Source organism: Haloarcula sp. CGMCC 1.2071 (assembly GCF_037078445.1).
Classification (GTDB): Archaea; Halobacteriota; Halobacteria; order Halobacteriales; family Haloarculaceae; genus Haloarcula; species Haloarcula amylolytica.
Genome location: NZ_JAYMGY010000003.1, coordinates 350426 through 373504, shown reverse-complemented (window position 1 = coordinate 373504; position 23079 = coordinate 350426). Strand labels below are relative to the sequence as shown.

General features: G+C 62.8%; 25 protein-coding genes. 13 read left to right on the top strand and 12 right to left on the bottom strand.

Annotation, left to right across the window (positions count from 1 at the left end):
- Positions 1 to 201 precede the first annotated feature (201 nt).
- On the top strand, positions 202 to 726 hold the full coding sequence (locus VI234_RS09280; protein WP_014039720.1) for a hypothetical protein: 525 nt from the start codon (positions 202 to 204) through the stop codon (positions 724 to 726).
- Positions 723 to 1448 (top strand): RNA methyltransferase, encoded by a 726-nt coding sequence (locus VI234_RS09275; RefSeq protein ID WP_336329817.1) that lies wholly within the window; start codon positions 723 to 725, stop codon positions 1446 to 1448. The genes VI234_RS09280 and VI234_RS09275 overlap by 4 nt, the downstream gene beginning before the upstream one ends.
- A 3-nt stretch (positions 1449 to 1451) precedes the next feature.
- On the opposite strand, the gene VI234_RS09270 is transcribed toward VI234_RS09275, so the two are convergent.
- Positions 1452 to 3926, bottom strand: coding sequence for a bacterio-opsin activator domain-containing protein (locus VI234_RS09270; RefSeq protein WP_336329816.1), 2475 nt, complete (start codon positions 3924 to 3926; stop codon positions 1452 to 1454).
- 299 nt (positions 3927 to 4225) lie between these two features.
- Here VI234_RS09270 and VI234_RS09265 point away from each other — a divergent pair, with 299 nt between their 5' ends.
- Complete coding sequence (locus VI234_RS09265) at positions 4226 to 4714, top strand: HTH domain-containing protein (RefSeq protein ID WP_336329815.1); 489 nt, start codon at positions 4226 to 4228, stop codon at positions 4712 to 4714.
- A gap of 61 nt (positions 4715 to 4775) precedes the next feature.
- Entirely contained in the window at positions 4776 to 5195 is a 420-nt protein-coding gene (locus VI234_RS09260; RefSeq protein ID WP_336329814.1) for a DUF7344 domain-containing protein, read from the top strand.
- Here VI234_RS09260 and gatE read toward each other — a convergent pair.
- On the bottom strand, positions 5192 to 7063 hold the full coding sequence (gene gatE, locus VI234_RS09255; protein ID WP_336329813.1) for a Glu-tRNA(Gln) amidotransferase subunit GatE: 1872 nt from the start codon (positions 7061 to 7063) through the stop codon (positions 5192 to 5194). The two genes, VI234_RS09260 and gatE, sit on opposite strands and share 4 nt — an antisense overlap.
- Before the next feature lie 88 nt (positions 7064 to 7151).
- On the opposite strand from gatE, the gene VI234_RS09250 reads away from it, so the two are divergent.
- Positions 7152 to 7946, top strand: coding sequence for a DUF7537 family lipoprotein (locus VI234_RS09250; RefSeq protein WP_336329812.1), 795 nt, complete (start codon positions 7152 to 7154; stop codon positions 7944 to 7946).
- Positions 7947 to 7980: 34 nt separating this feature from the next.
- On the opposite strand, the gene VI234_RS09245 is transcribed toward VI234_RS09250, so the two are convergent.
- Positions 7981 to 8277 (bottom strand): DUF5789 family protein, encoded by a 297-nt coding sequence (locus tag VI234_RS09245; protein WP_008310423.1) that lies wholly within the window; start codon positions 8275 to 8277, stop codon positions 7981 to 7983.
- A 158-nt stretch (positions 8278 to 8435) separates the two neighbouring features.
- On the opposite strand from VI234_RS09245, the gene VI234_RS09240 reads away from it, so the two are divergent.
- A complete protein-coding gene (locus VI234_RS09240) occupies positions 8436 to 8936 on the top strand; it encodes a GNAT family N-acetyltransferase (protein ID WP_008310421.1) in 501 nt (166 codons plus the stop codon).
- Positions 8937 to 8980: 44 nt separating this feature from the next.
- Here the strand turns inward: VI234_RS09240 and VI234_RS09235 are convergent, their stop codons facing one another.
- Entirely contained in the window at positions 8981 to 9214 is a 234-nt protein-coding gene (locus tag VI234_RS09235) for a hypothetical protein (RefSeq protein WP_336329811.1), read from the bottom strand.
- Between the two features lie 238 nt (positions 9215 to 9452).
- Entirely contained in the window at positions 9453 to 10859 is a 1407-nt protein-coding gene (locus VI234_RS09230) for a class II fumarate hydratase (protein WP_008310418.1), read from the bottom strand.
- A gap of 567 nt (positions 10860 to 11426) precedes the next feature.
- On the opposite strand from VI234_RS09230, the gene VI234_RS09225 reads away from it, so the two are divergent.
- From VI234_RS09225 to VI234_RS09215, 3 genes are read left to right on the top strand one after another with little or no spacing between them, the layout of a single operon-like run.
- A complete protein-coding gene (locus VI234_RS09225; protein ID WP_336329810.1) occupies positions 11427 to 12491 on the top strand; it encodes a carbohydrate ABC transporter permease in 1065 nt (354 codons plus the stop codon).
- Positions 12488 to 13417, top strand: a complete 930-nt coding sequence (locus VI234_RS09220; RefSeq protein ID WP_008310416.1) for a carbohydrate ABC transporter permease — start codon at positions 12488 to 12490, stop codon at positions 13415 to 13417. The genes VI234_RS09225 and VI234_RS09220 overlap by 4 nt, the downstream gene beginning before the upstream one ends.
- 17 nt (positions 13418 to 13434) lie before the next feature.
- On the top strand, positions 13435 to 14574 hold the full coding sequence (locus VI234_RS09215) for an ABC transporter ATP-binding protein (RefSeq protein WP_336329809.1): 1140 nt from the start codon (positions 13435 to 13437) through the stop codon (positions 14572 to 14574).
- Positions 14575 to 14632: 58 nt separating this feature from the next.
- Here the strand turns inward: VI234_RS09215 and fen are convergent, their stop codons facing one another.
- Both fen and VI234_RS09205 read right to left on the bottom strand, forming a co-directional pair.
- A complete protein-coding gene (gene fen, locus VI234_RS09210) occupies positions 14633 to 15613 on the bottom strand; it encodes a flap endonuclease-1 (RefSeq protein WP_336329808.1) in 981 nt (326 codons plus the stop codon).
- Between the two features lie 83 nt (positions 15614 to 15696).
- Positions 15697 to 16254 carry a GNAT family N-acetyltransferase gene (locus tag VI234_RS09205; protein WP_008310413.1) on the bottom strand — a complete coding sequence of 186 codons (558 nt, stop codon included), beginning with the start codon at positions 16252 to 16254 and terminating at the stop codon, positions 15697 to 15699.
- Between the two features lie 110 nt (positions 16255 to 16364).
- Here VI234_RS09205 and VI234_RS09200 point away from each other — a divergent pair, with 110 nt between their 5' ends.
- The gene (locus VI234_RS09200) at positions 16365 to 16778 is read left to right on the top strand and encodes a DUF3054 domain-containing protein (RefSeq protein ID WP_336329807.1); all 414 of its coding nucleotides are present in this window, start codon (positions 16365 to 16367) and stop codon (positions 16776 to 16778) included.
- A gap of 36 nt (positions 16779 to 16814) precedes the next feature.
- On the opposite strand, the gene VI234_RS09195 is transcribed toward VI234_RS09200, so the two are convergent.
- Positions 16815 to 16982: a DUF7331 family protein gene (locus VI234_RS09195; protein ID WP_004518770.1), complete on the bottom strand. Its 168-nt coding sequence runs from the start codon at positions 16980 to 16982 to the stop codon at positions 16815 to 16817.
- 477 nt (positions 16983 to 17459) lie between these two features.
- Between VI234_RS09195 and VI234_RS09190 the strand changes: the two genes are divergently transcribed.
- Both VI234_RS09190 and VI234_RS09185 read left to right on the top strand, forming a co-directional pair.
- Positions 17460 to 17693: a hypothetical protein gene (locus VI234_RS09190; RefSeq protein ID WP_008310405.1), complete on the top strand. Its 234-nt coding sequence runs from the start codon at positions 17460 to 17462 to the stop codon at positions 17691 to 17693.
- Between the two features lie 115 nt (positions 17694 to 17808).
- Positions 17809 to 18816: an ornithine cyclodeaminase family protein gene (locus VI234_RS09185; RefSeq protein ID WP_008310403.1), complete on the top strand. Its 1008-nt coding sequence runs from the start codon at positions 17809 to 17811 to the stop codon at positions 18814 to 18816.
- A gap of 14 nt (positions 18817 to 18830) precedes the next feature.
- On the opposite strand, the gene VI234_RS09180 is transcribed toward VI234_RS09185, so the two are convergent.
- The 3 genes from VI234_RS09180 to srp19 all read right to left on the bottom strand — a co-directional run bounded on the left by VI234_RS09180 (position 18831) and on the right by srp19 (position 20521).
- Positions 18831 to 19943, bottom strand: coding sequence for a presenilin family intramembrane aspartyl protease PSH (locus tag VI234_RS09180; RefSeq protein WP_336329806.1), 1113 nt, complete (start codon positions 19941 to 19943; stop codon positions 18831 to 18833).
- Between the two features lie 75 nt (positions 19944 to 20018).
- Positions 20019 to 20246 (bottom strand): H/ACA ribonucleoprotein complex subunit GAR1, encoded by a 228-nt coding sequence (locus VI234_RS09175; RefSeq protein ID WP_008310399.1) that lies wholly within the window; start codon positions 20244 to 20246, stop codon positions 20019 to 20021.
- A complete protein-coding gene (gene srp19, locus VI234_RS09170) occupies positions 20243 to 20521 on the bottom strand; it encodes a signal recognition particle subunit SRP19 (protein WP_004593581.1) in 279 nt (92 codons plus the stop codon). Before srp19 ends, VI234_RS09175 begins: the two co-directional genes overlap by 4 nt.
- A 122-nt stretch (positions 20522 to 20643) precedes the next feature.
- On the opposite strand from srp19, the gene VI234_RS09165 reads away from it, so the two are divergent.
- Complete coding sequence (locus tag VI234_RS09165) at positions 20644 to 21414, top strand: CAP domain-containing protein (protein WP_014039742.1); 771 nt, start codon at positions 20644 to 20646, stop codon at positions 21412 to 21414.
- Positions 21415 to 22308: 894 nt separating this feature from the next.
- On the opposite strand, the gene coxB is transcribed toward VI234_RS09165, so the two are convergent.
- The gene (coxB, locus tag VI234_RS09160) at positions 22309 to 23073 is read right to left on the bottom strand and encodes a cytochrome c oxidase subunit II (protein ID WP_008310393.1); all 765 of its coding nucleotides are present in this window, start codon (positions 23071 to 23073) and stop codon (positions 22309 to 22311) included.
- Positions 23074 to 23079: the final 6 nt, after the last annotated feature.

Genomic DNA, 23079 nt, shown 5'->3' with positions numbered 1-23079 from the left:
GATCTGGATGCTGGCCGCGGATGCTAGCTGGAATAATCATGTTAAATTTAGCTAGAACTGTCTATGTTTCGAACGAGCGGTGGGTGTAACCGGCTGACACACCCCGTTTACACTCCGCGATGATGATGGAGCGCGGACGGATCGGTAGCGGTCGACCGGCATATCGCGCTCTTTTAGTCCGGGACTCTCCCACTCTGACGTATGAGCAAGGTCAATATCGGGCTTCGTGGCTGGCGCTTCGACGAGGACGTACTCGGGCCGGACGGACGGGTCCGGCCGCTCAAGACGATGGAACCGGAAACCCGGCAGCGGCTGCTGGTGCTCGCAGAGCGGGTCGTCGACCCCTGTGACGCCTGCTGGCTGATTCACGGCGACGAAGACATCGAGCAGTGCAACGTCGCAGATGCTATTTACGGGGAGCCGATGGGCGAGGTGGTCGTCTGCTCGGACCACGAGACGGACTTCATCTACTGGTTCCGCGAGGAGGGCGGCGAGGCCCACGCCGGAGAGACGGACCTGGCCTCGGCCTTCCACGAGTGGTTCCTCGACGGGAACCGAGCTCCCGAGGGATATGTCGGCCTCGAACACGTCGAGGAGGACCCGACAGCGCTGCCGGAGGCCCCCGACAGGGACGAAGCGATTCCGGGACTCGAAGAAGAAGTCGAGCAGATGGACGAGGAAGACCTCGACACGATTGATATGGACCTCAGCGACCTGGACGTATGATATCGGTCGCCGTCGTCGACGCGGAGACGCCGGGCAACGTCGGCACCATCGCCCGGTCGATGAAGAACTTCGGCCTGTCGGAGCTGTTACTTGTCGACCCGCCGGAACTGGACCCCGATGGCGAAGCGTACGGCTTTGCCGGACAGGCCCGCGACGACATCCTCCCGAACGCCCGGACGGTGACGTTCGACGAGATCGTCGAGAATTATCACACCGTCGCCTGCACGGCGACGACGAACGAGGACCCCGCCAACCACGTCCGGTATCCGGCGACGACGCCAGCCGACCTGGCCGACTCGCTTCAGGATGTCGAGGGCGACATCTGCGTCGTCTTCGGCCGCGAACGGGTCGGGCTCTCGAACGACGAACTCGCACGGCTGGACGTCATCTGCTCTATCCCGGCCAGCGCGTCGTACCCGGTGTTGAACCTCGGTCAGGCGGCCACCATCGTGCTCTACGAACTCCGCGAGCTAACTGTCGACGAGACCCAGCACCCCGAACGGCTGCACACGCTCGCCGAGACGCCGTCCGTCGAGGGGCTACACGAGGAGTTCGACCGCTTCCTCGGTGCTATCGGTCACCCCGAAGAGAAACAGCACAAGGCCCGGCGGCTGTTCCGCCGGGTGCTCGGGCGTGCACAACCCACTGGCCGGGAGACGAAGACCCTTCGCGGCCTGTTCCGGCAGGCCCGACAGCGAATCGAGCGTGCCGAAGACGAGTGAGGTTCAGTCGTGTTTCTCAGGTCCGGTTCCGGAGTCGAACAGCGCGCCGATGACGGCGTCGTGAGCCTTCCGCAGACGGTAGTGTAAGGTCGGCGCGGAGATGTCGAGTGTCTCAGCCAGTTCCTCGGCGGAACTCCCTCGCGGCCAGTCGTAGTAGCCGCGTGCGTAGGCAGTCTTGAGTGCGGCGGCCTGTTTCGGCGTCAGCCGGTCGCGTATCCGCGTCTGGAAATCCGTGGCCGTCGAGACTGGCTGGTCGACGTACTGCTTGCTCCGCAGTTCTGTCCCGGGCGCGACCTCCTGAATCGCCTCGACGACGGCGCGGACGTTGATATCCGGTGCCATCTCCGCTGTGAACCGCAGGTCGCCGTCCGCTGCGACGGCCCGCCGCACGGCCCCGCCGTAATCTGTGAGCGTGTCAAGCGGCGATGCGGATATCTCGTCGAGCGCGACTTCGAGCAGGGGCGCTCGGTTCTCCGCCGCCGTTTCCACGACGGTACAGGACTCGACCGACGGCGTCTCAGTGAGCGCCTGACACACCCGATCAATGTCCACACCGCTGATGCGAACGTAGTGGAGGCAGTTCCCGGAACTGGTCGGGACGCGCCGTTCGAGCGTAAACGAACAGTCGTGCATCGCCGAGAGGCCGGCGAAGACGTCGTCGGAGTCCGGCGTCAGGAATTCGAGTTCGACCGTCGTCGCCGCCAGCAGTGACTGCTGACTGTGGACGCGCTGGATAGAAAGCGCGATAAGTCGCCCTAGATCGGCCAGAATACTCGACTCACGGCAGCCAATCGTGGCTTCTGTCGATGCGTACACCATCAGGACGCCGTACGTGGTCTCGCCAGTTGTCAGGGGAACAGCCGCGACGGAGCAGCGGTCTGTGAGTAGTGGGCGGTCCATCCTGGTGTCCGAGGGCGTCGACACGTCGGTGATATCCTCGACGACCTGTACCTCGCCGGTGTCGATGGCGTCGATGGCGAGACTGTGCTCGCCGGGCGAAATCTGCTCCGGCGTTGCCGTGTCGATCCCAGCGGCGGCACTCAGTGTTATCCTCGTGGCACTCCCGCGGCTCCCGGCCCACACGGCCTGGTACAGGTCCGATTCAGTGAGATGCGTACACACTGCCGATTCGATTTCCTCACGCGTCTGTGTGTCCTGTAGCGCCTTCGCGATCTCTCTGCCCAGCACGTTGAGCCGCTGTGTCTGTTCGAGTTCGTCACGCTGTCGTTCGAGTTCGGCCTGTCGGTCTTTGTGCGCAGTGATGTCCCGAGCGACGAAGATGACGGTGTCGAGGTCGTACGCGCGACTTTCCAGCGGCGCGACCCGCGCCTCGAACCACCGCTTGCCACTGGGAACCTGCAGTGTGTACTCCACGGACTGGAACGACCCGGTCCGCAGGGCCGCACGAACAGTCGCCAGTAGCGAATCAGCGGTCTTGTGTGGAAGACACTCGTGTAGCGTCTGACCGACAAGCGTGTCCGTATCGTCGACCGTCACCATCGTCTCGGGGTCGGTCAGACAGTCGAGAAATCGCCCTTCCGCATCAATGATGAAACTGGGGTCTGGGAGGGCAGTATTCAACGCGCTTCGCTGTTCCGTGTGGCGCTGTCGTTCGAGTTCGTAGCCCGCCCAGTCCGAGAGCAACCGGACGAACGTCAGATCCCACTGCGTGAACACTGTCTCGCGTGGTTCCAGCCCGTAGAAGCAGAACGTCCCGTACACGGCCCCGTCGACGACGACGGGCGCGCCGATGTAGTTCGCGATTCCCCACTCCGGGTCAGCGAGGTCCGGCGCGTCCGCAGCAACGTCGCTGATCGCGAGCGGTTCGCGGTGTTCGACGACGTGTCTGCAGTTCGGGAGGTCCTCGATGCTGGTCGTGCTGCCGGCTTCGAGGTCGGCAGTCGCCGGTGCAGTGACTGCCTCGAACACGTACTCGTCGCCGTGGACCCGGGAGAGCGTCCCAAACGACGTATCGAGCGTCTCACAGCCGAGCTCTAGCAGCGCGTCGAGTTGTTCTGTGAACGTCCGGTTCGCGTCGGTACAGATATCGTAGGCCGCTTCGAGCACTGACTCTCGTTGCTTCCGGGCCGTGATGTCGATATGTGCGATGGAGGCGTACCTCGCCCCATCGATGGTGAACGGAGCGGCGCACAACCGGAACCACCGTTTCGCCGACGTGGTGTGACACGGGTATTCGAGTTCGAACGAGGACTGGTCGCCGGCGAGGACGGTTCTGATCCCGTCGGCTGCCTGTTGCCCGGTCACGTCGTCAGCCATGTCAGCGACGTCGAGGTAGTTCACGCCCAGCGTATTCGGTGTCAGCTCTGTTCCGTTTGCCCGGCCGAACTCGCTCCACGTCTCGTTCGTCGAGAGGATCACCCCGGACTCGTCTACGATCGCAAACATGAGTGGGAGTGTATCCATGGCTGGCCCGTACAGGGCTGGGATATCATGGCCATCCATGACACTTGGGACCATGAGTCAAGTGTGGTGGCGAGCTACTTAACGCCCGGTGTCTGGTTAGAATAGTAATATTTGGTCGGGGCACACGTCTGTGGTGAATACTATGCAGAAATCGAACTCCAGAGCTGTATTCGAGCTGATTTGAACACAAGCTTGGCAAAACAACTATCAGATATTCATATACTAACCAATTACCGATTGACCCAGATATATCATCCATGAATCCGATTCGCCCCGATTTATTCTAGGGGCCTAGAGAGAGTGCTTAGGACAGTCAGCGCTGTAGCGAGGCACAGGATACTCAACATCTCACTATGGATTCCACTGCCAATCCGGTTCGCGTCGAACTGTTCGTCCGGTCCCTCTGTCCGGGAGATGCAACGCAACAACAGAACTACCTGATCGACCGGTTACAGGCTCTCGAGGACGCGGGCTATATCGAGGACCTGTCGATATTAATCTGGGGGCGCCGGATCGAACCGCGGCTCGCACAGCGGACTGCGGAGGGACGACACCTGTTGGAGCGGCTTTCCATGTTCGAACAGTGGGAGCGCGACGCCGATGCCTCGCTTGCCGCCTTCGACTGGGAGCACCCGCTGACGAACATGGTTTCTGACGAATCGGTCAGCGTGATCACGCTGCCGACGCTTGCCCTCGCGGAATACGTTGACGATGACCTCACGCACGTCGCCCCCTGTACGCGGGATGGAACGGTCCACCGCGTCACCGACCGTGTCAACCGTCTCGCGGATACCGCAGACCTAGCCGACGAACTCGAGCACGAGCGTACCGTGGTACAATAGCGTTCGAACCGCCCCGAACCTGCCACGATAACTGTCCCCATCCAGCACCATACCAATCAAAATGAATACGAAACAAACTGAGATCCCCGACTCGCTCCCGCTGGACGACCGACTGTCGCTCCTGTCGTCGCACTACCGGCGGTACCTCCTGTACGGGCTTTCACAGTACACGACGCCGGTTTCACTAGCCGTGCTCACGGATACGGTGACCGAATTCGAACACGGGACACCGGCCGAACAGCACCGCGACGAGCGACTCAAGATTTACACGGCCCTCTATCACAACCACCTTCCGCGGCTGGTCGATGCCGGTGTCGTCCAGTACGACCAGTCGGAAGATATGGTCGATATCGGGCCGAATGCGCCGACCCTCGTCCCGCTGCTCGAGTCGACGGTCGAACACGACCTGTCCGCGAACGGTGACGGCCTGTCACGGGACCCTGTCGATATCGACTCCTTACAGCCCGAGCGGAGCAATTAAGCCCGCTTCTGTATCTCCGAGCGCAACACGTCACTGACTGTATCGCCGTCAGCTTTGCCACGGAGTGCGCCCATGCACTCGCCCATCAGCGCCGAGAACGCCCCCATTCCCTCCTCGGCGACCTGGTCCTCGTGGCGCTCGACGACCTCGGCAACGGCGTCCCGGACCTCCGACTCGTCGACGCCGCCCAGCCCCTCCTGCTCGACGGCTTCCTCGGCCGTCAGCGACGGGGTCTCGGCGAGTGCCGTCAGGAGGGCTTCCATCCCCTCGCGCGGCACGTCTCCGCCGTCGACCAGCAAGATTGCGTCCCGCAGGTGCTCGTCGGTGAGGTTCCCGACAGGCACGTCGTCGCGGCGGAGTTCGGTCAGCGTCGACTCCAGCGTGCCGGCGGCCAGCGTCGGGTCGACGCCCTCGCCCTCCACCAGCGCCTCGAACAGCGGCCATCGCTGGCCGTAGGCGACCTGCTCGGCGAGGCCGGAGCCGAGGTCGAACTCGCGCTCGTACCGGTCGACCTTCTCGGTGAGTAGCTCCGGGGTCTCGACTTCGGTCACGTCAGGTTCGACGGGCGGCACGTCCGTCTCGGGGTACATCCGGGCCGCGCCGGGGAGCGGACGGAGGTACCGCGACGTGGCGTCCTCGTTCGCATCGCGGGTCTCCTCGGGGACGCCTTCGAGCGCCGTCTCGGCCCGTTCGGCAACGGCGTCGATAGCCAGTTCGGCGGTTTCGGGGTCGTCGGCGACGATGGCGACAGCGTCCTCGGGGCCGGCCACAACAGCGTCCCGCAGCGCCTCGACTTCCGCCTTAGTGACGCCGTAGGCCGGCAGTTCGTCGGTATGGAAGATGCCGCCCGCGCCGTGGCGCTTGGCGTGGTCGGACAGTTCCGTCCCGAGCCGCCGGTCGGGCTGAATCTCGTGGCCGACGAGACCGTCGAAGCCGGACAGCAGGAGGCCCTGAACCTTGCCGCCTGAAGAGAGTGCACCTTCGATGACACCCGAATCCGTGTCCTCGAACACCTCGGTCACGTCCTGTGGCTCACCCACCGAAGCGTCACGGTCGGCGAGTTCCTCGGCGATGTCCAGCAGTTCGACCTGCCGACGGACCTCGTTGCGGACGAGGTCGTCGATATCGTCGAGGCTCTGAACGCCTTTCAGTTCGATTCGTGCGCCCTCCGCAATGGAGACGTTCACGTCCTGGCGGATGGTCCCGAGGCCGCGTTTGACCTTCCCGGTGGAACGGAGGAGCATCCCGATGCGCTCGGCGGCCTCGCGGGCCTGCTCGGGCGAACTGATGTCGGGTTTCGTCCCGATTTCGACCAGCGGGATGCCGAGTCGGTCCAGCGAGAACCGGACGCCGTCGTCGGTCTCTTCGACGCGCTGGCAGGACTCCTCCTCCAATAGCATGTCCTCGATACCGACCGGGCCGGCGCTCGTCTCGATGGCCCCGTCGTTGGCGACCAGCATCGAGCGCTGGAACCCCGTGGTGTTCGAGCCGTCGACGACGATCTTGCGCATGACGTTCACCTGGTCGACGACGGACATGTCCAGTAGCTGGGCGATTTCGAGCGTCGTCTCCATCGCCTCGCGGTCGACCCGGTGGGGCGGCTCGTCGTCCTCCTCGACGAGGCAGGTCGTGTCGTAGGCCAGGTACTCGAACTCCCGGTCGACCATGCTCTCCTCTAAGGCCGCCTGGTCGATCTCCCCGAGTTCGCTCTTGGTCGGGTGCAGATAGCGGGTAAAGGAGCGCCCGCTCTCCTCGGGTTCGCGGATCGCCGTCGGACAGTCACAGAACAGTTTCGTCGCGGTGTCGAGTTGCTGGTGGATCTCCAGCCCGGCGACGAGCCCCAGCTCCTCGTAGTCGTACTCAGTCATTGTCGAGGTGTCCGGGACCGGGGGCCAAAAAACGCACCCTTCCCGCGCTCGCCGCCGTGCTTTTGGCCGTGTCTCCCTCACTGTCAGTATGCGCTGGCTGTCGACAGCCGCGGTGGCCGTCCTTCTCCTGACAGCCGGCTGTAGCGCCCTCATCGGCGCTGACGACACCGAAGGGGGCACCGTCACGCCGGCACCGGTTCCGACAGCGGCGGAGTCGGACACGGCAACGTCGCTGGACTCGCCGCCCGGCGTTACCACGGAACGGCTCGAAAACGTCGCGCTCCTGTCAGCGGCCCACCGGCAGGCGCTCAACGGCACTACCTACACCCTGAACGAACGCTACACCGAACTCACAATCGGGAACGACAGCACCTCTGTCCGGCGCACCGAGACTGTCGCCGTCGAATCACCGACGCGGTATCGCGACGAGATGGTCAGACTGACGACTGACTCGAACGGGACTGTCGAGCGGTACGAACAGTCGACCTACGCCGACGGCACCAACTGGTACGAACGACGGGACGACGGCACCGTCGAGCGCCAGCGTGGCGAGGTCCGATTCACCCGCGACAAGTACGCCTACCGGACGGCGTTCTACCTGAACCGCTACGCCGTGGTCAACCAGAGCGCCACGGCCGTCGTCACACGGGACGGCAGCCGCACCTACCGGATTCGCGGTTCCGGCGGCGAGATTCCGACCACAGAACGGCTGGCGGAGTTCCGAATCGAACTGCTGGTCGAACCTGCCGGCCTCGTCCGCCGATTCAGCGTCTGGTATCGCACCGAAGACCGCATCGTCGAATACAGCTTCTGGTACGAGGATATCGGCGAGACGACGGCGGAGCGGCCGGCGTGGCTCAACGAATCCGCATCGACGAACTGAGTGGGGCCAGCACGCGGCACCGCACACCCAGCGGCTACAGGCGGTCCGTTTCGGTTCGAACTTCGTCGGTTCCGGACGTGCTCCCGGCCCGGTCGTCGTAGTACTTCCGGCCGATGAAACCGTCGTCAAGGTTCCCGACGAGAGAGTTGTACAGCCCCTCTGCGGACTGGTACGTGGCTTCGCTGGTCCGGGCCAGTACCTCACTCATCTCTACGGAGTCGCCGTTCTGGGCGACCAGCTCGACGTCGCCGAGCTGGTGGACGATAGTGGCGTGGTCCGCGGGAAAATCACAGGCCTGGTCGAACAACTGTAACGTTTCGGAGTAACGCATCTGTATCAGATACCCAAGTTCATAATTAAAAAGCATTATGAATATGAATTGTCTGGTGATTGGTTTTGCCAGTCGGATCTGGCGGCGAAGGCGAAACCAAATACCTCAGTATCCCTTTGCGGGGAAAACATATCACTGATAATGACATATACTTTCACATGACAATCAGACCAGCAACTTCGGACGATGTGACGGCCATCAACCAGGTTGCGACGGCTGCCTGGGAGACGGATTACCCGTTGCTCACCCAGGAAACAGTCGAAGACGGCGTTGGCGACTGGTATTCGCCCGAACAGATCGAATCGGAACTGGTCGAATCGCAGACCCTTCTGTTCGTCGCCGAGCGCGAAGAGCACGTCGTCGGGTTCGCACACGCGACGTGGCACGAAACCGACCGCGCGGGGTACATCCTCCGGCTGTACGTCCATCCCGACTACCGGCGCGAGGGGATCGGTCGGTCGCTGCTAGAACGGACCTGCGAGGAACTGTTCGAGCACGACATCGACCGGATTAACGCGATGGTCCTCTCGGCGAACGAGCCCGGAGTCGAGTTCTACCAGCAGTTCGGGTTCGAGTTCGCCGACGAGAGCGAAACCGAAATCGGCGGCGAGCGCTACCCCGAGAGCCGGTACGTTCTCGACGGCGAGTCGTGGACCTGAGCGACGAATCGCTCGCAGCGCCGCCGCTCTCGAAGGCTCTCACCTCACGAGAGGTGCGTGACGAGTTCCGTGACGCGGCCACCCGGGTACTCGACCTCGTCGACCTCCTGCTCGACGACGTCACCGGCGAGGCCCGTCACGTTTGAGAGTGGGACAACGCGCTCCCGGCCGTCGTCCTCCGGTACGGCCCAGACGACGTTCCCCATGACTTTGGCTGTCGTACACTCGATACTGGTATCGCCGTCCATCGAACTGTCGAGGAACACTGTGGCGCTCATGTATTATCTTTTGACACGATAGGACATAACCGATACGGTCAGGTCGGGGTGTCGCTGATTATCCGAGCAGAACCGAACAGAAACTACTGAGTCACAGCGGAACTCTCTGCTGTTCGCGGCTCCTCACGTCGCCGTTCCGGTACGAGGGCCGCTCACTCCGTTCGCGCCCCTCGCTGCTCACGGGTCACTCCGTTCCCCGCTCGCATTTTCGAGGAAGCTCCCTACGGTCGCTTCCTCGCTACTCGTCGCCGAGGATTCCACGCTTCGTCATCTTCTCGGGGTCGAGTACGTCGTCGACCTCGTCCTCGTCGAGATAGCCCTCTTCGAGGACGACCTCGCGGATGGTCTTTTCCTCGGCGAGGGCCTTCTTGGCGACCTTGCTCGCCTTGTCGTAGCCGATGGCGGGGTTGAGCGCCGTCGCCAGCGCCATGCTCTGCTCGACGCGCTCGGCGCAGTGCTCGGCGTCGGCTTCGAGCTTGGCGACGAACTTCTCGCCGAACACCGCGCTGCTGTTGGCGATAAGCTTGGCCGACTGCAGGAAGTTCGAGGCCAGCACGGGCTTGTAGAGGTTCAGGTCGATCTGGCCCTCCGCCGCGCCGGCCGAGACGGCGGCGTCGTTGCCGACGACCTGCTTGTGGACCTGATTGACTGCCTCGGCGACGACGGGGTTGATCTTCCCGGGCATGATCGAAGAGCCGGGCTGGTTCTCTGGCTGGTCTATCTCGCCCAGCCCGTTGCGAGGTCCGGACGCGAGCAGTCGGAGGTCGTTGGCGATTTTGTTCAGCGAGCCGGCGACCGTCCGGAGCGCACCGTGGGCCTCGGACATCGCGTCGTGGGCGGCCTGGGCCTCGAAGTGGTTGTCGGCCTCGCGGAACTCCAGGCCGGTTTCCTCGCTGATGTACGCCGCCGCTTTCGCCGGGAACTCGGGATGGGTGTTCAGGCCGGTTCCGACCGCGGTTCCGCCGAGCGCGAGTTCGGCGAGACGGCCGTGAACGTCCTGTACGCGGGAGATGCCTTTCTCGACCTGCGTGCGGTAGCCGGAGAACTCCTGGCCCAGCGTCACCGGCGTCGCGTCCTGGAGATGGGTTCGACCGGTCTTGACGACGTTCTCGAACTCGTCTTCCTTGGCCTGGAGTTCGTCACGGAGCGTCTTCAGGCCCGGAATGACGTCCTTCTCGACGGCTTCCAGCGAGGCGACGTGCATCGCCGTCGGAATCACGTCGTTGCTGGACTGGCCGAAGTTGACGTGGTCGTTGGGGTGGATCTCCCGGGTCCCGATGTCACCGCCGTACAGTTCCGTGGCGCGGTTGGAAATGACCTCGTTGGCGTTCATGTTCGAGGACGTGCCCGAGCCAGTCTGGAACACGTCGACGGGGAACTGGTCGTCGTGTTCGCCGGCGATGACCTCGTCGGCGGCCTCGACGATACAGTCGGCTTTGTCTTCCGGTATCGTTCCGAGGTCGCGGTTCGCCTGTGCGGCCGCTTTCTTGACCACGCCGAGCGCTCGGATGAACCGCCGCCCGAAGGTCACGTCGCTGATCGGGAAGTTCTCGACGGCGCGCTGCGTTTGTGCGCCCCAGTACGCGTCGGCTGGCACCTGCATCTCACCGAGACTGTCCTGCTCTGTCCGGTACTCGTCGGTCATACGTCCGGGGGGTGGTCCGCCCGGTCGTAAAACCCACCGGTACGAGTCGGGACACCACTCGGCACAGGCCTGGGGCTGCCGGGACAGTCGCTCACTGAGCACCACGGGTCCCCGGTCCGACAGCGGAGACCGTGGGGCTCAGAACCCGTGACCTAGATAAACGTGTATTATCATTCGGAAATATTAAGTAGAATCTCTCTCCACTTACCATGAGTTCGACGCCACAGAGACGTTCATGACTGATGCCCCACAATGTCCGGTGACGGCGGTGTGTCGCTGCCGTCGTCGGCTGTCGGGGCCCGATGGGACACCGACGGACGTGACACATCGCGAACACTCGCAGCCGGTGTATCCGCCGCGTTGCAACCGCTCGCCCGCTCGGCACGACGACGGGATGGCACACCCGTCACCGTGCGTTCCCACGCCACCTGCCAGCCTGTGTTGGTGCGACAGGCTGGCCGGGTCGCGTGGGCTACGCGCGTGCTGGCTGGCGAGACTATGTGACTGACGACACATCCGTCGGGACGATGGACGGCGAACTCACGTCGGCGAACGACTGACACAACCATGCGCGAGATACTCAGCAGACTCCTCGCCACCGGGGGTCGGCTCCGGTCGGCGGTATCGAGAGACGAATCGGACGGTGACCAACTGGCAACAGACGGGGGGGCGACCGTGAAGACGACCCGGGGCGACTCGCTCCGGAACTCACTGCCGGTCGAGTGGGAACTCGTCGAATCCGCCCCGTTCTGGCTCCCGCCAGTCCTGTTTGCGGGCTTTTTCGTCTACGGCGCTATCGCCTGGAACTTCCTCCTGTCGCTGACCGATTACAACGGCCTCGGCGGTGCACAGTACGAGACCTTCGACCTCAGCATGTACAGCCGCCTGTTGAACGACGGGGCGTTCTGGCAGGCGGCACAGAACACGGTGGTATTACTCGTCGTGTTCACCGTCCTCTGTCTGGCGCTTGGCCTGTTCGTGGCCATCCTCATCGACCAGCAGATACGCTTCGAGAACACGTTCCGAACGATATACTTGCTCCCGATGAGCCTCTCGTTCGTCGTCACAGCGACGATGTGGGCGTGGGTGTACAACGCCCGCAACGGCGTTCTCAATCAACTTCTCCGGGTATTCAATCTCGAAGGAGCCATCGTGGGACTACTCCGCCCGGCCGGGGTCAACGCCGAGGTCATTCAGTGGCTCTCCTGGAACACGACCGCCTTGGCGGCGGTCATCTTCGCGCTGATCTGGCAGTTCAGCGGCTACGCGATGGTCGTCTTCCTCGCCGGCCTTCGAGCAATTCCGACCGAACACTACGAGGCCGCGCGGGTCGACGGTGCGTCGACGGTTCGTCTGTACGCGCGGGTCATCATCCCGCAGCTCCGTGCCTCCGCGGTGTCGGCGTCGGTGGTGCTGATGGTGTTTGCGCTGAAAGCGTTCGACTTCATCTACGCGCTCCGTGGCTCACAGCCGGGGGCGAACATGGACATTTTGGCGACGATGATGTATCGGGTCGCATTCGACAGCCTCCAGTGGGCGTACGGGTCAGCCGTCGCTATCGTGCTGTTTGCCCTCGCGCTGCTGGTCATCGGCCCGTACCTCTACAGCGAATACCGACGGGGTGAACTATGAGTATCAGAGGCGGCAATTTCATCGACGAACTCCGCAGTACAGAGAACAGTCGTATCGGCCTGTATGCCCTCCTGCTGGCGGGCATCGCCTTCTACCTCTTCCCGGTAGAGACGGCCGTGATGACGATGTTCAAGACCGAGAGCGCGTTCGCCCGGACGCTCCCGTTCGCGCCGCCGGGCGCTGACGGCTTCACGCTCGACGCGCTCAGTACCGCCTGGAACACGCTCCGCCCGGGACTGATAAACTCGCTGTTGATGGCGATTCCGGCGACGATTATGTCGGCGCTGCTGGGAAGCCTGACCGCGTACGGACTGACGACGATTAGCTGGCGCGGCCAGGTCGGTGTCGTCGTCCTCATCATCGCGGGCATCTTCATCCCCTACCAGGCCGTGCTCGTCCCGCTCTCACAGTTCTGGTTCCGGGTGTTCCCGGGTCTGGCCGAAGGGTTCATCAACACCCTCTTCGGCTTCATTACGGGCGGCAGTTGGCAGTATCCGAGCCGTAACGGCTACGTACAGTTGCTGCAGCTGTCGGTTACCCACGCGGCGTACGGGATTCCGATCTGTACGCTGCTGTTCCGGTCGTACTACCAGAGCATCTCCGAGGAGATGATCGAGGCCGCTCGCCTCGACGGCGCGAGCGCGTTCAGCATCTACCGCAACATCATCCTCCCGCTGTCGCTGCCGATGTTCGCGGTGACGCTCATCTACCAGTTCACGCAGGTGTACAACGACCTGCTGTTCGCGCTGGTGCTCATCAACGAACCGGCCTCGCAGGTGGCGACCCAGCGCCTCGCGGCGCTCACTGGCGGGGTCGTCCAGTCGTTCAACACCACGATGGCAGGGGCCATCGTCGCAGCACTGCCGACGCTGCTCGTCTACATCGTGTTCGGCGAACAGTTCGCGAAAGGCGTCGCTGGAGAGTAATCACGGAGGTATTCACAATGGCACAACTCACACTGGACGAGGTAACGAAGACGTTCCAAGACGACGACGGCGAAATCATCGCGGTTGACGAGGTATCGGTCGACATCGAGGACGGCGAGTTCCTCTGTGTCGTCGGCCCATCGGGCTGTGGGAAATCGACCACGCTGCGGATGATCGCCGGGCTCGAAGACATCACGCGCGGCGAGATCCGACTGGACGGTCAGATCATCAACGACCAGCCGCCGGCCCGCCGGAACGTGGCGATGGTGTTCCAGTCCTACGCCCTGTACCCACACATGACCGTGCGGGAGAACATGGCGTTCGGGCTGGAGGAATCGACGGACATGCCCGACGACGAGATCAACGAGCGCGTCGAGCAGGCGTGCAGAGATATGGACATCTTCGAACTCATCGACCGCAAGCCCGGGGAACTCTCCGGCGGTCAGCAACAGCGCGTGGCGCTCGGCCGCGCTATCGTCCGGGACCCCGAAGTGTTCCTGATGGACGAGCCGCTGGCGAACCTGGACGCGAAGCTCAAAGCCGAGATGCGGACGGAACTCCAGGAGCTCCAGCAGGATCTCGACGTCACCACTGTCTACGTCACCCACGACCAGACGGAGGCGATGACGATGAGCGACCGTATCGCCATTCTCAACGACGGCGTCCTCCAGCAATGTGCGACGCCGCTCGAGTGTTACCACGAGCCGAACAACCTCTTCGTCGCCGGCTTCATCGGCGAGCCGTCGATGAACTTCTTCCCAACGACTCTGGAGGGGTCGACGCTACGGGGCGAGTGGTTCGAGTACGAACTCAGCGACGAGACGGTCGCCGAAGTCGAGGGGACGACCGACATCACGCTCGGCATCCGGCCCGAAGACATCGAGTTCGTCCAGACTGACACCGGCCCGAACGTGTTCGATTCCACGGTCAACGTCGTCGAGCCACGCGGGAACGAGAACACGGCCCACCTGCAGTTCGACGAGACAATGGACGACCAGTTCATCGCGACGGTCGGCGGCATGAAACAGCTCAAGGCCGGACAGCGCGTCAAAGTCCGGTTCCCCGAGAACGCGATTCACCTCTTCGACACGGCCAGCGGCCAGGCTATCCGGAACCGCACGCTCGACGAAATCGAGACGGTCGAATCGGTCGTCTGAGCTGAAATCGTCCGCGGTCGTTTTTAGTGCGCTATTGGTCAGTCGTGGGTTTTCGCTGTCACGCCCAGCGGTCAAGCCCGGTCTGGACGACTGACTCGTCGATGCGCTCGAACCCGCGAGCGACCTCCTCGGCGTCGACCTCCCACTGCTCGGTGACGAACGCGCGGGCGGCGTCGACGTCCGGCTCGATGCTGTCCGGAATCTCGTAGTCGTCGGTGACTGCGGGGTCGAGAAACAGGTTCCGGATGCGGTCGGCGTGGTCGATGTGTTCGTCCCGGGCTTCGAGAACGGCGTAGAGGTCGCCGTGCTCGTGGAGTTCCGTCACGGCGGTCTTGGGACCGATGCCGGAGATCCCCTCGTTGAAGTCCGTCCCCATCAGGATGGCGGCGTCGACCAGTTGCTCCCAGGTGAGGTCGTGCTGTTCGAGTGTCGCCTCGAAGTCCATCAGTTCGGGGTCGCCCTTCGACGTAATCTGGCGGAGCGTCATCGGCGCACCGAACAGGAGCGCGTCGTAGTCCTCCGTCCCGACGTAGTCTACGTCACCCCGCCGGGCCATCACCGACGCCTGCCCCTCGCCTTCAGCGGGGGCGTCGACGATTGGCACGTCGAGCAGTTCCAGCAGGTCCCGCGTCGTGTCGACGATGGTCTCGGTCAGCCGCTGGGTCCGGGAGTCGAGCTTGGCAACGCGGGTGCTGTCGCCCGCTTCCCGGGCTGCCTCCAGTTCGGACTCGTATTTCTGGCGTTGCTCGCGGCGCTTCTCGACCTCGTCGTCTTTGAGGTCCGTGACCGCGCCGTCGAAGACGAACACCGGCGTGAGGTCGTGTTCGAAGAACTTCGGTAGCCCCTGGATGACGCCGATGAGGTTCGCCACCTCCTCGCCGTCGCCGGTGGTGTATTTCGACTCGCTAGTGAACTTCACCGTCGTCGTCAGATAGCGATAGAGCCAGTTGTGGGCGTCCACGGCGACGACGCTCCCGCCGAGGTCGCCGAACGACACGTCCGATAGCGCCGCGAGCGACCGTAAATCAGCGTTTCCCATTGGCAGGCCTTTGGCCGACAGCCGTTTGAATTTCCCGGAGATGGCACGGGGCTCCGGCAGGCCAGTCGACTCGATCGGGCCGATCAGCCTGATGTGGCTGTCCGTCCGGACGGCGGTTCGGCCCAGTCGTCGAGAACCGACGGCGGGTCGGCGTCGGCCTTCGCCGCGAGAAACGACTCTTCCTCTGGCGAGAGATCGCGCTCCCGAAACAGGTCCAGACCGGCCTGATACCGTTCGGTACTGCGGTCGCCCGGCCAGACGAGGTCGAGTTCGGCCATCCCCGACTCCGCGCCGCTGAAGCAAAACCCGGCCCGGTAGGCGGCCTGGTAGGAAAACGGATTGTTGACGCCGATGGACACGCGCTCGAAGTCCCGCTCCGTAGCGCGGTCCCGAACGAACCGGAGGAGGCGGGCACCGAGCCGGTCGCCCTGCCGGTCCTGCCGAACGGTGATATACCGGACACAGAGCGTGTCGGGGTCGGTCCGGTCGGCGTCGAACGCGGCCGCGGCCACCACGCCATCGTCCCCGACGACGGCCTTCCCGGTCGAGGTCATCACGAACTTGCCCGCGTACGCGAACTGCTCGTGGTCCAGCCGGAGCCGGTGGCCGTCCTCGGGCCAGCCGAGCAGCGTGAACTCCATACACCGACACTGGGGCCGCCCACTGTAATCAGTGCTGGTCCCTGTTCTAAGGTACCAACCGCCGTCGTCGAATCCGGGAGAGCGAAGTGCCCGGAGCCGGAACTACCTGTATGAGCGTCTCGACGGTGGGGAACGGTCGTATCGAACTGTCCGCTCGGACGGCGCTGGTCGCCGTCGGTGACCTGCTGGCGATTGCTTTGTTCGTCGGTATCGGGGAGTTGACCCACGGTATCAATCCGGTACTCAACCCGGGTCGGTTCGCCGGGACGCTGACCCCCTTTTACGTCGGCTGGCTCCTCGTCGCCGGATTCGGGGGGCTGTACACCGCCGCGGCGACCGGAACGGTTCGAGCGGCTCTCGGCCGCACTATCGTGGGGTGGGTACTAGCAGTCGGAATCGCGCAGGGACTCCGTTCGACGGCGCTATTCCCCGGCAATGCGGCAGTGACGTTCGCGCTCGTATCCGTGCTCGTCGGTGGCACGCTGTTGCTGCTCTGGCGCGGTGGAGTTGCAGTCGCAAAATAGGGCGGCCTGTAGCAGAGCTGCGGTGTCGCTGACGGACTATCGCAGGTCGGCGACTTCGAGCGATTCTGTCGACTGAATCCATGCCTGGTGGTTCTCCCGGTCGTAGATTACGAACTCTTCGTCGCCGATGTTCAGTTCTGCGTATCGTCGTTCTTGATCGTCGGTCGCGGCGTCCGTCGTGTTGTCCGTTGCGTTCGTGCTCATTGTCTCGTTTGGGAATCGGCGTTCCGTTTTTCTCCGATTCAACGTCTCTTGGCGTACCTAATAAGCACATGGACCCAGTTATCATCGGAGAAAATAGGGGGCATTACCACACCATGAATCCCCTAATCTAGTTCTCAAATTCTGAAAACAGGTGATTCGGATGGCTCTATCCCGAGAAACAGAGAACCGTCACAGCAGTCATCGTATCCCGGCCGGCAAACACCGCATTCCAGTTTGTGGTGAAATATCATATCCTGCGTACGACTGCGGGCCAGCAACAACGGGTCGTCCCTGCCCTTATATTGTGAACAGTCCACAAGAATAGGCCTATATTAATCTTTCCCCAAAATCCAATCCATAACTTATGAGTTTGTTACTCAGCGGGTACTGAATAAATTCGTAGGGGCCATTGAGTGTATTATCCCGTATTTTAGGGAAACATTCATATACTCCGCTACCGTAGAATAATTCATACTTATGACGGGATATTATGACATCATTCTCGGACTCATTCCGCTCGCCATGGCCGGCATCACCGCCTCTCTGTTCGTTGTCGGCTTCGAACTGACGACGGCGATTCCGATGGCCTCTGTCGTAACAGTCGGCCTCATCGGCCACGCGATGTTCGTCCGTGCCCCCGTCGACCCGGTTCCGAACGACACGTCGACCCAACAGAACCCGCAGTCGGACCCGCTACAGACTGCGGATTAGGCGCTTTCCTGCCCGTCTACTCTCCCGTTTTCGATAGATATCCGGTAACCGGTCCCCGGTCGTACAGATTGGCACCGCCGGGCAGTATAAGAGTCGGTCGCCCAAACGACGGAGTATGACGACAGATGCGACAGCGCTGTTCCTGCAGAGCGACGAAGTAGCTGACCTCGCCGAACCCACCGAGTACGTCGACGCCGTCAGAGAGGGGTATCGCCAGCGTGGCGAGGGTGCCCCGGCGACTCCCAGAACAACGCTGTTCTCGGACGAGCCTGCGGGAATGTTGACGGGCTATCTCGCGATCCTCCCCGACACCGGCGCGATGGGCGGGTACACCTACGCGGCCGGTTTCGGCGGGCGAGACGCGCACTTCACGCTCCCGATCTTCGACTCCGACAGTGGCGACCCGCTCGCTGTTCTCGACGGTGCGAGCATGAACCCGCACAAGACTGGCGCGGCCGGGGCAGTCGGTGTCGACGCACTGGCCCGCCGGGACGCCAGCGACCTCGCAGTCATCGGCAGTGGCGCACAGGCCCGCGGCCAGGTCCGTGCGACGGCGACAGTCCGAGACTTCGACCGCATCGAGGTGTACTCCCCGACGGCCAGTAGCCGGGAGTCCTTCGCCGCGGAGATGAACGACGCGCTGGACCCGACAGTGGCTGCCGTCGCGTCCCCGGCCGCAGCAATCGAGGGGGCCGATGTCGTTATCACGGCGACCAGCGCGAGCGACCCGGTGTTCGACGGCGACCTGCTCGAGCCGGGAACTCACGTAACCGCGATGGGTCAGTACCACCCCGAGAAGCACGAACTGGACGCGACGACGATCGAACGCGCCACGTACGTTCCGGACTTGCGCGAGCGGGTGACACAGGACGCCGGGTCGTTCATCAACGCCCTCGATGCGGGCGTCATCGACGAGGACCACGTCCACGCCGAGCTAGGTGATATCGTCGCCGGCAACGCGCCCGGGCGGCAGTCACCCGAGGAGATTACAGTCTTCGACTCCGGCGGCACGGCCATCGAAACCGTCGCTGCGGGCCACATGTTGTACGAACGGGCGAAGGCCGAGGGTCGCGGTGAGGAGATCGATTTCTCGCCCGCGAGCAAGGCCCTGACCGGACGGTAGCGGCTACAGGAGAATTAGAGGTACGGGCCGAGACCGAGGGCGTCTACCAGACTGATACCGGCGGCGAGTGCGCCGACGATGTAGCCGGCGATGGTTCCACCGTTTAGAAGCGGGAGTCCTGCGTGTGCGCGCCCCTTCAGAACCATCCAGAGCAGTATCGTCAGGCCGACGTAGGACCCGAGCATCGCGGTCAGCGCCGGCAACGGGACACCGAACACCGACAGTACGTCCGACGAAGCGAAGAACGCGGCGCTGGCGACGAGTATCGACGGGATGATGGCGTCACCGAGACCGATAAACAGCGCGTCGCGCTCTAGGGGGTCAGTGTGACTGCTGTCACTCTCGTCTGTTTCGCCGGCGCCCGTCGCTTCGTCGGGGCGTTCCCCCGGCTGGCTCCCATCCGCAACCGCCGGACTGTCCGCGTCGGCTCCGGGTTCTGTGGTCGCCGGCTCCTCGGTCGCGTCGTCCGCCGCCGTTGCGTCGTCGTCAGTCTCGTCTTCTGCTACCGAGTCCGCCGCCGTTGCGTCGAGATAGGAGTACGACAGCGTCATCGGGATCACGAGGACGACGGGGACCTTGAGGTCCATGACGCCCGAGGCCAGCGTGAGCATGTGCTCAGTTCCGTAGACGCTGATCGCATCGTACACGGCGAGTACAGTCAGCAGGACGAGCGCTGGCAACACCCCGAAACTGATGCCGAACAGGCCGGCGGCGGCAGCCCCCATCACCGCACCGGCGGCGTCGATGACGTACCACTCGGGATAGACCAGCAGTGCCGTCCCCAGGCCCAGCGCCAACAGGACGGCAACGACGTTGAGGCCGGCGTACGTGAGCACCGGCGGCACCAGCACCTGGAACACGTATAGAGAGAGCCAGGCCGAGGAGAAGACAATGAGCCCGCGAATGAGCTGGTCCACGTCGTAGCGGAAGGCAAGCAACATAACTGCCGTTGCGACCAGGATCGCCCCGACGTACATGAGGCTGTTCGTGGGGTCAGACGGGTCTTCGACGGCTTGGTAGCCAGCCGATTCGAAGGGCTGGACCAGCGCCAGCGCGCCGAGTTGGACGAACAGGAAGATACCAGCGATAAGGCCACAACCGCCGAGGATTCGCCACCGTCGCTCCATGCACACACGTCCTGCAGGAACCGGTTTGAGCGTTACGAAGCAGATGTTGACAGACGTCGGCGGTTCGGAGGGCTCTTACCGCGCGTACAGGACTGTGCCGACCAGCGCTGGGAGATGCACGCTGTCGTTCGGCGAGACAGCGAGATACGGGCGCTCGACCGGACCGAACACGTCGACGACGGAGCCAACCGTCTGGAGTTCCTCGTCGACCACGTCGGTTCCCACGGACGCGTATTCGTCGCCGGGTGCCCGGACGACGGCCAGTCCCTGTGCGACCCGCGAGACAGTGCCGATGCGTTTCATTCACGTAGCGCCTGCATGTAGGCCGCCACAGCCCCAAGCAGGTCGCTTTTCGTCGCGTCGTCTGCGTCCTTGACGACGACTCGCCCGCGGGCCTCGTACTCGCGTGGATACGTCTTGTCCCGCTCGATGACCGCGTCGTAACCGACCTGCTGGACGGCTTTGGCGATCTCGTCGACAGTCGGGTCCTCGACGGCCAGATCCAGTGACACGCGACGCCCGTCGCTGCGCGAACGGTTGGCGTCGAGTGCCGCCGGCCAGATAACGTTCTCGACCATACCGGCAGTGGCCGCCCGTGGCATATATGGGTTATCGTCACCGGCGACAGTAGACGAAATGAAAATCAGATGAAGTATATGAAGAATCAAGCTTACATACCTCTGTAATCTATCCGTGGCATATGGTAAAGAAAGGGTTACTCGCTATCGCCGCCGTGGTGCTCCTCGTGGTCTTGGGGACGGGAGTGCTTGTCGGAGCACAGTTCGCGGGCGGGACAGCGGATACGACGACACAGACAACTGACTCACAGAGCGACGACGGTAGCGGTGGCTCAACGACGACGGCGACGGCGGGCAATAGCACTACGCCAACACCGACGCCAGGAGCAAACGGGACGGCGACACCGGCCGAGACTGCGACCCCGAAACAGGAGTCGATCCCGGCACGGAAGTTCAATGAACAGAACGTCTCCGACTACGTCCGGCAGTTCCTCAACGAGGAACGTAAGGCTGCAGGTGTCCCAGCGTTCGAGTCGGGACTCCGGACCGAAGAGGATCTGAACGAGATGGCAAAGGGCCACAGCGAGCAGATGGCCGTCGAAGGGCAGGCGATCCACAAGATCGACGGCGTCTCCAGCAAAGACCGATACGAAAACACCGGGCTCTATGACCGGTGTACGTTCGACTCTGCGGAGGGTGAGTACATAGAGCAACCGGACCGAAACCGGTTTGAGGCGGTTGAGCAGACAGTCGCCGGACAAACGTACGAAGAGGACGGCAAAGAGCGGTTCCACGCCACCGATAAGGAAGTCGCCAGAAAGATCGTCGACGACTGGATGGCATGGCCGGACTACCGCGAACGGCTCACGCTCCGCAACGCTAATCTCGTCGGCATCGGCGTGGAGATAACCGATACCGGCAACGTGTACGCGACTGCCAACATCTGTGGATAGCGGTCGGACTGGACGACCGACGCGGCAATTGTTCTGACCGCCGGGCTGCCCGTGAGTGCTGTCTTACTGCCACCGTCCTCTCTCTGTTCAGATTCTACGCTTTTCGTCCAAATGCAAGCAGTGCCGTCGCTGTCCCGTTGTTCTCTGTGGTCGGGGGAATCGCTGGTGGCAGTACTCAATCTGACTATAGCGTTCCCCGGTATGCTGCTGCCTCTCATAGCGTGGCTAAACCAGTGGCTGTTCTCCTGCCCCTCACAAGACACTTACACAACCGATCTCTCCAGCTACCATGAATCGCCGACAGTTTCTCTCAATCTCAGCACTTTCCAGCTCTCTCCGGTTGTGTTGAGTGGAATTTTGACGGTACAACCGAAAACAACTCTTCAGCACCGAAGGCGACAGAAACGCCGAACGACACCGCCACTGAAACCGGGACGCCGCCTTCCGATGTATCGACACCGGAATGTTGGCCGTCGATGTGTGCCGGATCGAAACTCGTGGCGGTCCAAGTCGCAGGTGGTTTCTCGGGCGACGTTGTGCTAACTGCCACCTGTCAGAACAAGGAGTTTTCAGTTCAACCAGGCGAATCAGTCCGGATCAACCGCGAGGCGGACGCTGAGGTCTGTGGAATCGGCTTATATGTCGATGGCAAGCAAGTATTCCGTGATCGGGTCGGAAGCCACCAAAGCGTGGATCTGACAGTGGATTCGAACGGCGAAGTAACTGGAAGATGGATCGTTCAGTAACGGACTGGCAGGCCTCTTCGGCCGACTTCTGATACCTCGACTTGGTCGTGACTCCCATTCACCCTGCCGGAAATTCGCGATCTGCTGGCTGAGAATAATCTTCCGTAACTCGGCAGTTCTCGAAGCGAAAAGACGCCCAGCTACCGCGCTACTCGTCGCTGCCTTCGGAGTCGTCGCCGCCGCTCTTTTGCTCTGCCAGCCAGTCCTCGTACTCGTCCTGCGGGACGACCTCAACGGTCCCGAGCATCTGTGAGTGACCAGAGCCACAGTACTCGGCACAGTAGAGCTGGTACGTGCCGGTGTTACCCGCGTTGGTTCGGAGACGGTTGTACTGGCCGGGGAACGCGTCGGATTTCAGTCCAAGTCCGGGAACGTGGAACGCGTGTAGCCAGTCGGTCGACGTGACCCGCAAGGACACGTCCTGATTGGCCGGTATCTTCATGTTCGTCGTGGTGGACACCTCCGCCTCGCCGTCCCAGCTCGATTCGTTGTAGTAGAACGTCCAGCCGTACCGCTGGGCTTCGACGGTAATGAGTTCAGTGTCCTGCTCCTGCAGCTCGGCTTGGTCACCGGCCTCGGCGGTGACGTACGGGCTCGCCATCACCTGGTAGGAGGCGACCCCGACGAACAGGAGAATGATCGCCGTCGCGATGGTCCAGGTGACTTCGAGTCGGCGGTTCTCCTGCGTGGGAAGCGCCTCTTCCTGATTACGGAACCGCCAGACGGTGTAGATCAGAATCCCTTCGACGAGGACCGTAATCGGGAGGGCGACGTACAGGAGGTTCATGTTCAGCCCCCAGATGAGGCTATCCGTCGTCGAGTCCTGAATCTGTGCGGCGGCGGCCGGCTCGGCGGCGAGCGCGAGCAACGCAGCACCGAACAGAGCGACCAGACCGGCGCGTTTCCGGGTCATGGATGC

What these genes read in the sequence shown, in the direction of transcription:
- VI234_RS09280 (WP_014039720.1), top strand. Translation starts at nt 202, where the DNA reads ATGAGCAAGGTCAATATCGGGCTTCGTGGCTGGCGCTTCGACGAGGAC.
- VI234_RS09275 (WP_336329817.1), top strand. Translation starts at nt 723, where the DNA reads ATGATATCGGTCGCCGTCGTCGACGCGGAGACGCCGGGCAACGTCGGC.
- VI234_RS09270 (WP_336329816.1), bottom strand. Translation starts at nt 3,926, where the DNA reads ATGGTCCCAAGTGTCATGGATGGCCATGATATCCCAGCCCTGTACGGG.
- VI234_RS09265 (WP_336329815.1), top strand. Translation starts at nt 4,226, where the DNA reads ATGGATTCCACTGCCAATCCGGTTCGCGTCGAACTGTTCGTCCGGTCC.
- VI234_RS09260 (WP_336329814.1), top strand. Translation starts at nt 4,776, where the DNA reads ATGAATACGAAACAAACTGAGATCCCCGACTCGCTCCCGCTGGACGAC.
- gatE (WP_336329813.1), bottom strand. Translation starts at nt 7,063, where the DNA reads ATGACTGAGTACGACTACGAGGAGCTGGGGCTCGTCGCCGGGCTGGAG.
- VI234_RS09250 (WP_336329812.1), top strand. Translation starts at nt 7,152, where the DNA reads ATGCGCTGGCTGTCGACAGCCGCGGTGGCCGTCCTTCTCCTGACAGCC.
- VI234_RS09245 (WP_008310423.1), bottom strand. Translation starts at nt 8,277, where the DNA reads ATGCGTTACTCCGAAACGTTACAGTTGTTCGACCAGGCCTGTGATTTT.
- VI234_RS09240 (WP_008310421.1), top strand. Translation starts at nt 8,436, where the DNA reads ATGACAATCAGACCAGCAACTTCGGACGATGTGACGGCCATCAACCAG.
- VI234_RS09235 (WP_336329811.1), bottom strand. Translation starts at nt 9,214, where the DNA reads ATGAGCGCCACAGTGTTCCTCGACAGTTCGATGGACGGCGATACCAGT.
- VI234_RS09230 (WP_008310418.1), bottom strand. Translation starts at nt 10,859, where the DNA reads ATGACCGACGAGTACCGGACAGAGCAGGACAGTCTCGGTGAGATGCAG.
- VI234_RS09225 (WP_336329810.1), top strand. Translation starts at nt 11,427, where the DNA reads ATGCGCGAGATACTCAGCAGACTCCTCGCCACCGGGGGTCGGCTCCGG.
- VI234_RS09220 (WP_008310416.1), top strand. Translation starts at nt 12,488, where the DNA reads ATGAGTATCAGAGGCGGCAATTTCATCGACGAACTCCGCAGTACAGAG.
- VI234_RS09215 (WP_336329809.1), top strand. Translation starts at nt 13,435, where the DNA reads ATGGCACAACTCACACTGGACGAGGTAACGAAGACGTTCCAAGACGAC.
- fen (WP_336329808.1), bottom strand. Translation starts at nt 15,613, where the DNA reads ATGGGAAACGCTGATTTACGGTCGCTCGCGGCGCTATCGGACGTGTCG.
- VI234_RS09205 (WP_008310413.1), bottom strand. Translation starts at nt 16,254, where the DNA reads ATGGAGTTCACGCTGCTCGGCTGGCCCGAGGACGGCCACCGGCTCCGG.
- VI234_RS09200 (WP_336329807.1), top strand. Translation starts at nt 16,365, where the DNA reads ATGAGCGTCTCGACGGTGGGGAACGGTCGTATCGAACTGTCCGCTCGG.
- VI234_RS09195 (WP_004518770.1), bottom strand. Translation starts at nt 16,982, where the DNA reads ATGAGCACGAACGCAACGGACAACACGACGGACGCCGCGACCGACGAT.
- VI234_RS09190 (WP_008310405.1), top strand. Translation starts at nt 17,460, where the DNA reads ATGACGGGATATTATGACATCATTCTCGGACTCATTCCGCTCGCCATG.
- VI234_RS09185 (WP_008310403.1), top strand. Translation starts at nt 17,809, where the DNA reads ATGACGACAGATGCGACAGCGCTGTTCCTGCAGAGCGACGAAGTAGCT.
- VI234_RS09180 (WP_336329806.1), bottom strand. Translation starts at nt 19,943, where the DNA reads ATGGAGCGACGGTGGCGAATCCTCGGCGGTTGTGGCCTTATCGCTGGT.
- VI234_RS09175 (WP_008310399.1), bottom strand. Translation starts at nt 20,246, where the DNA reads ATGAAACGCATCGGCACTGTCTCGCGGGTCGCACAGGGACTGGCCGTC.
- srp19 (WP_004593581.1), bottom strand. Translation starts at nt 20,521, where the DNA reads ATGGTCGAGAACGTTATCTGGCCGGCGGCACTCGACGCCAACCGTTCG.
- VI234_RS09165 (WP_014039742.1), top strand. Translation starts at nt 20,644, where the DNA reads ATGGTAAAGAAAGGGTTACTCGCTATCGCCGCCGTGGTGCTCCTCGTG.
- coxB (WP_008310393.1), bottom strand. Translation starts at nt 23,073, where the DNA reads ATGACCCGGAAACGCGCCGGTCTGGTCGCTCTGTTCGGTGCTGCGTTG.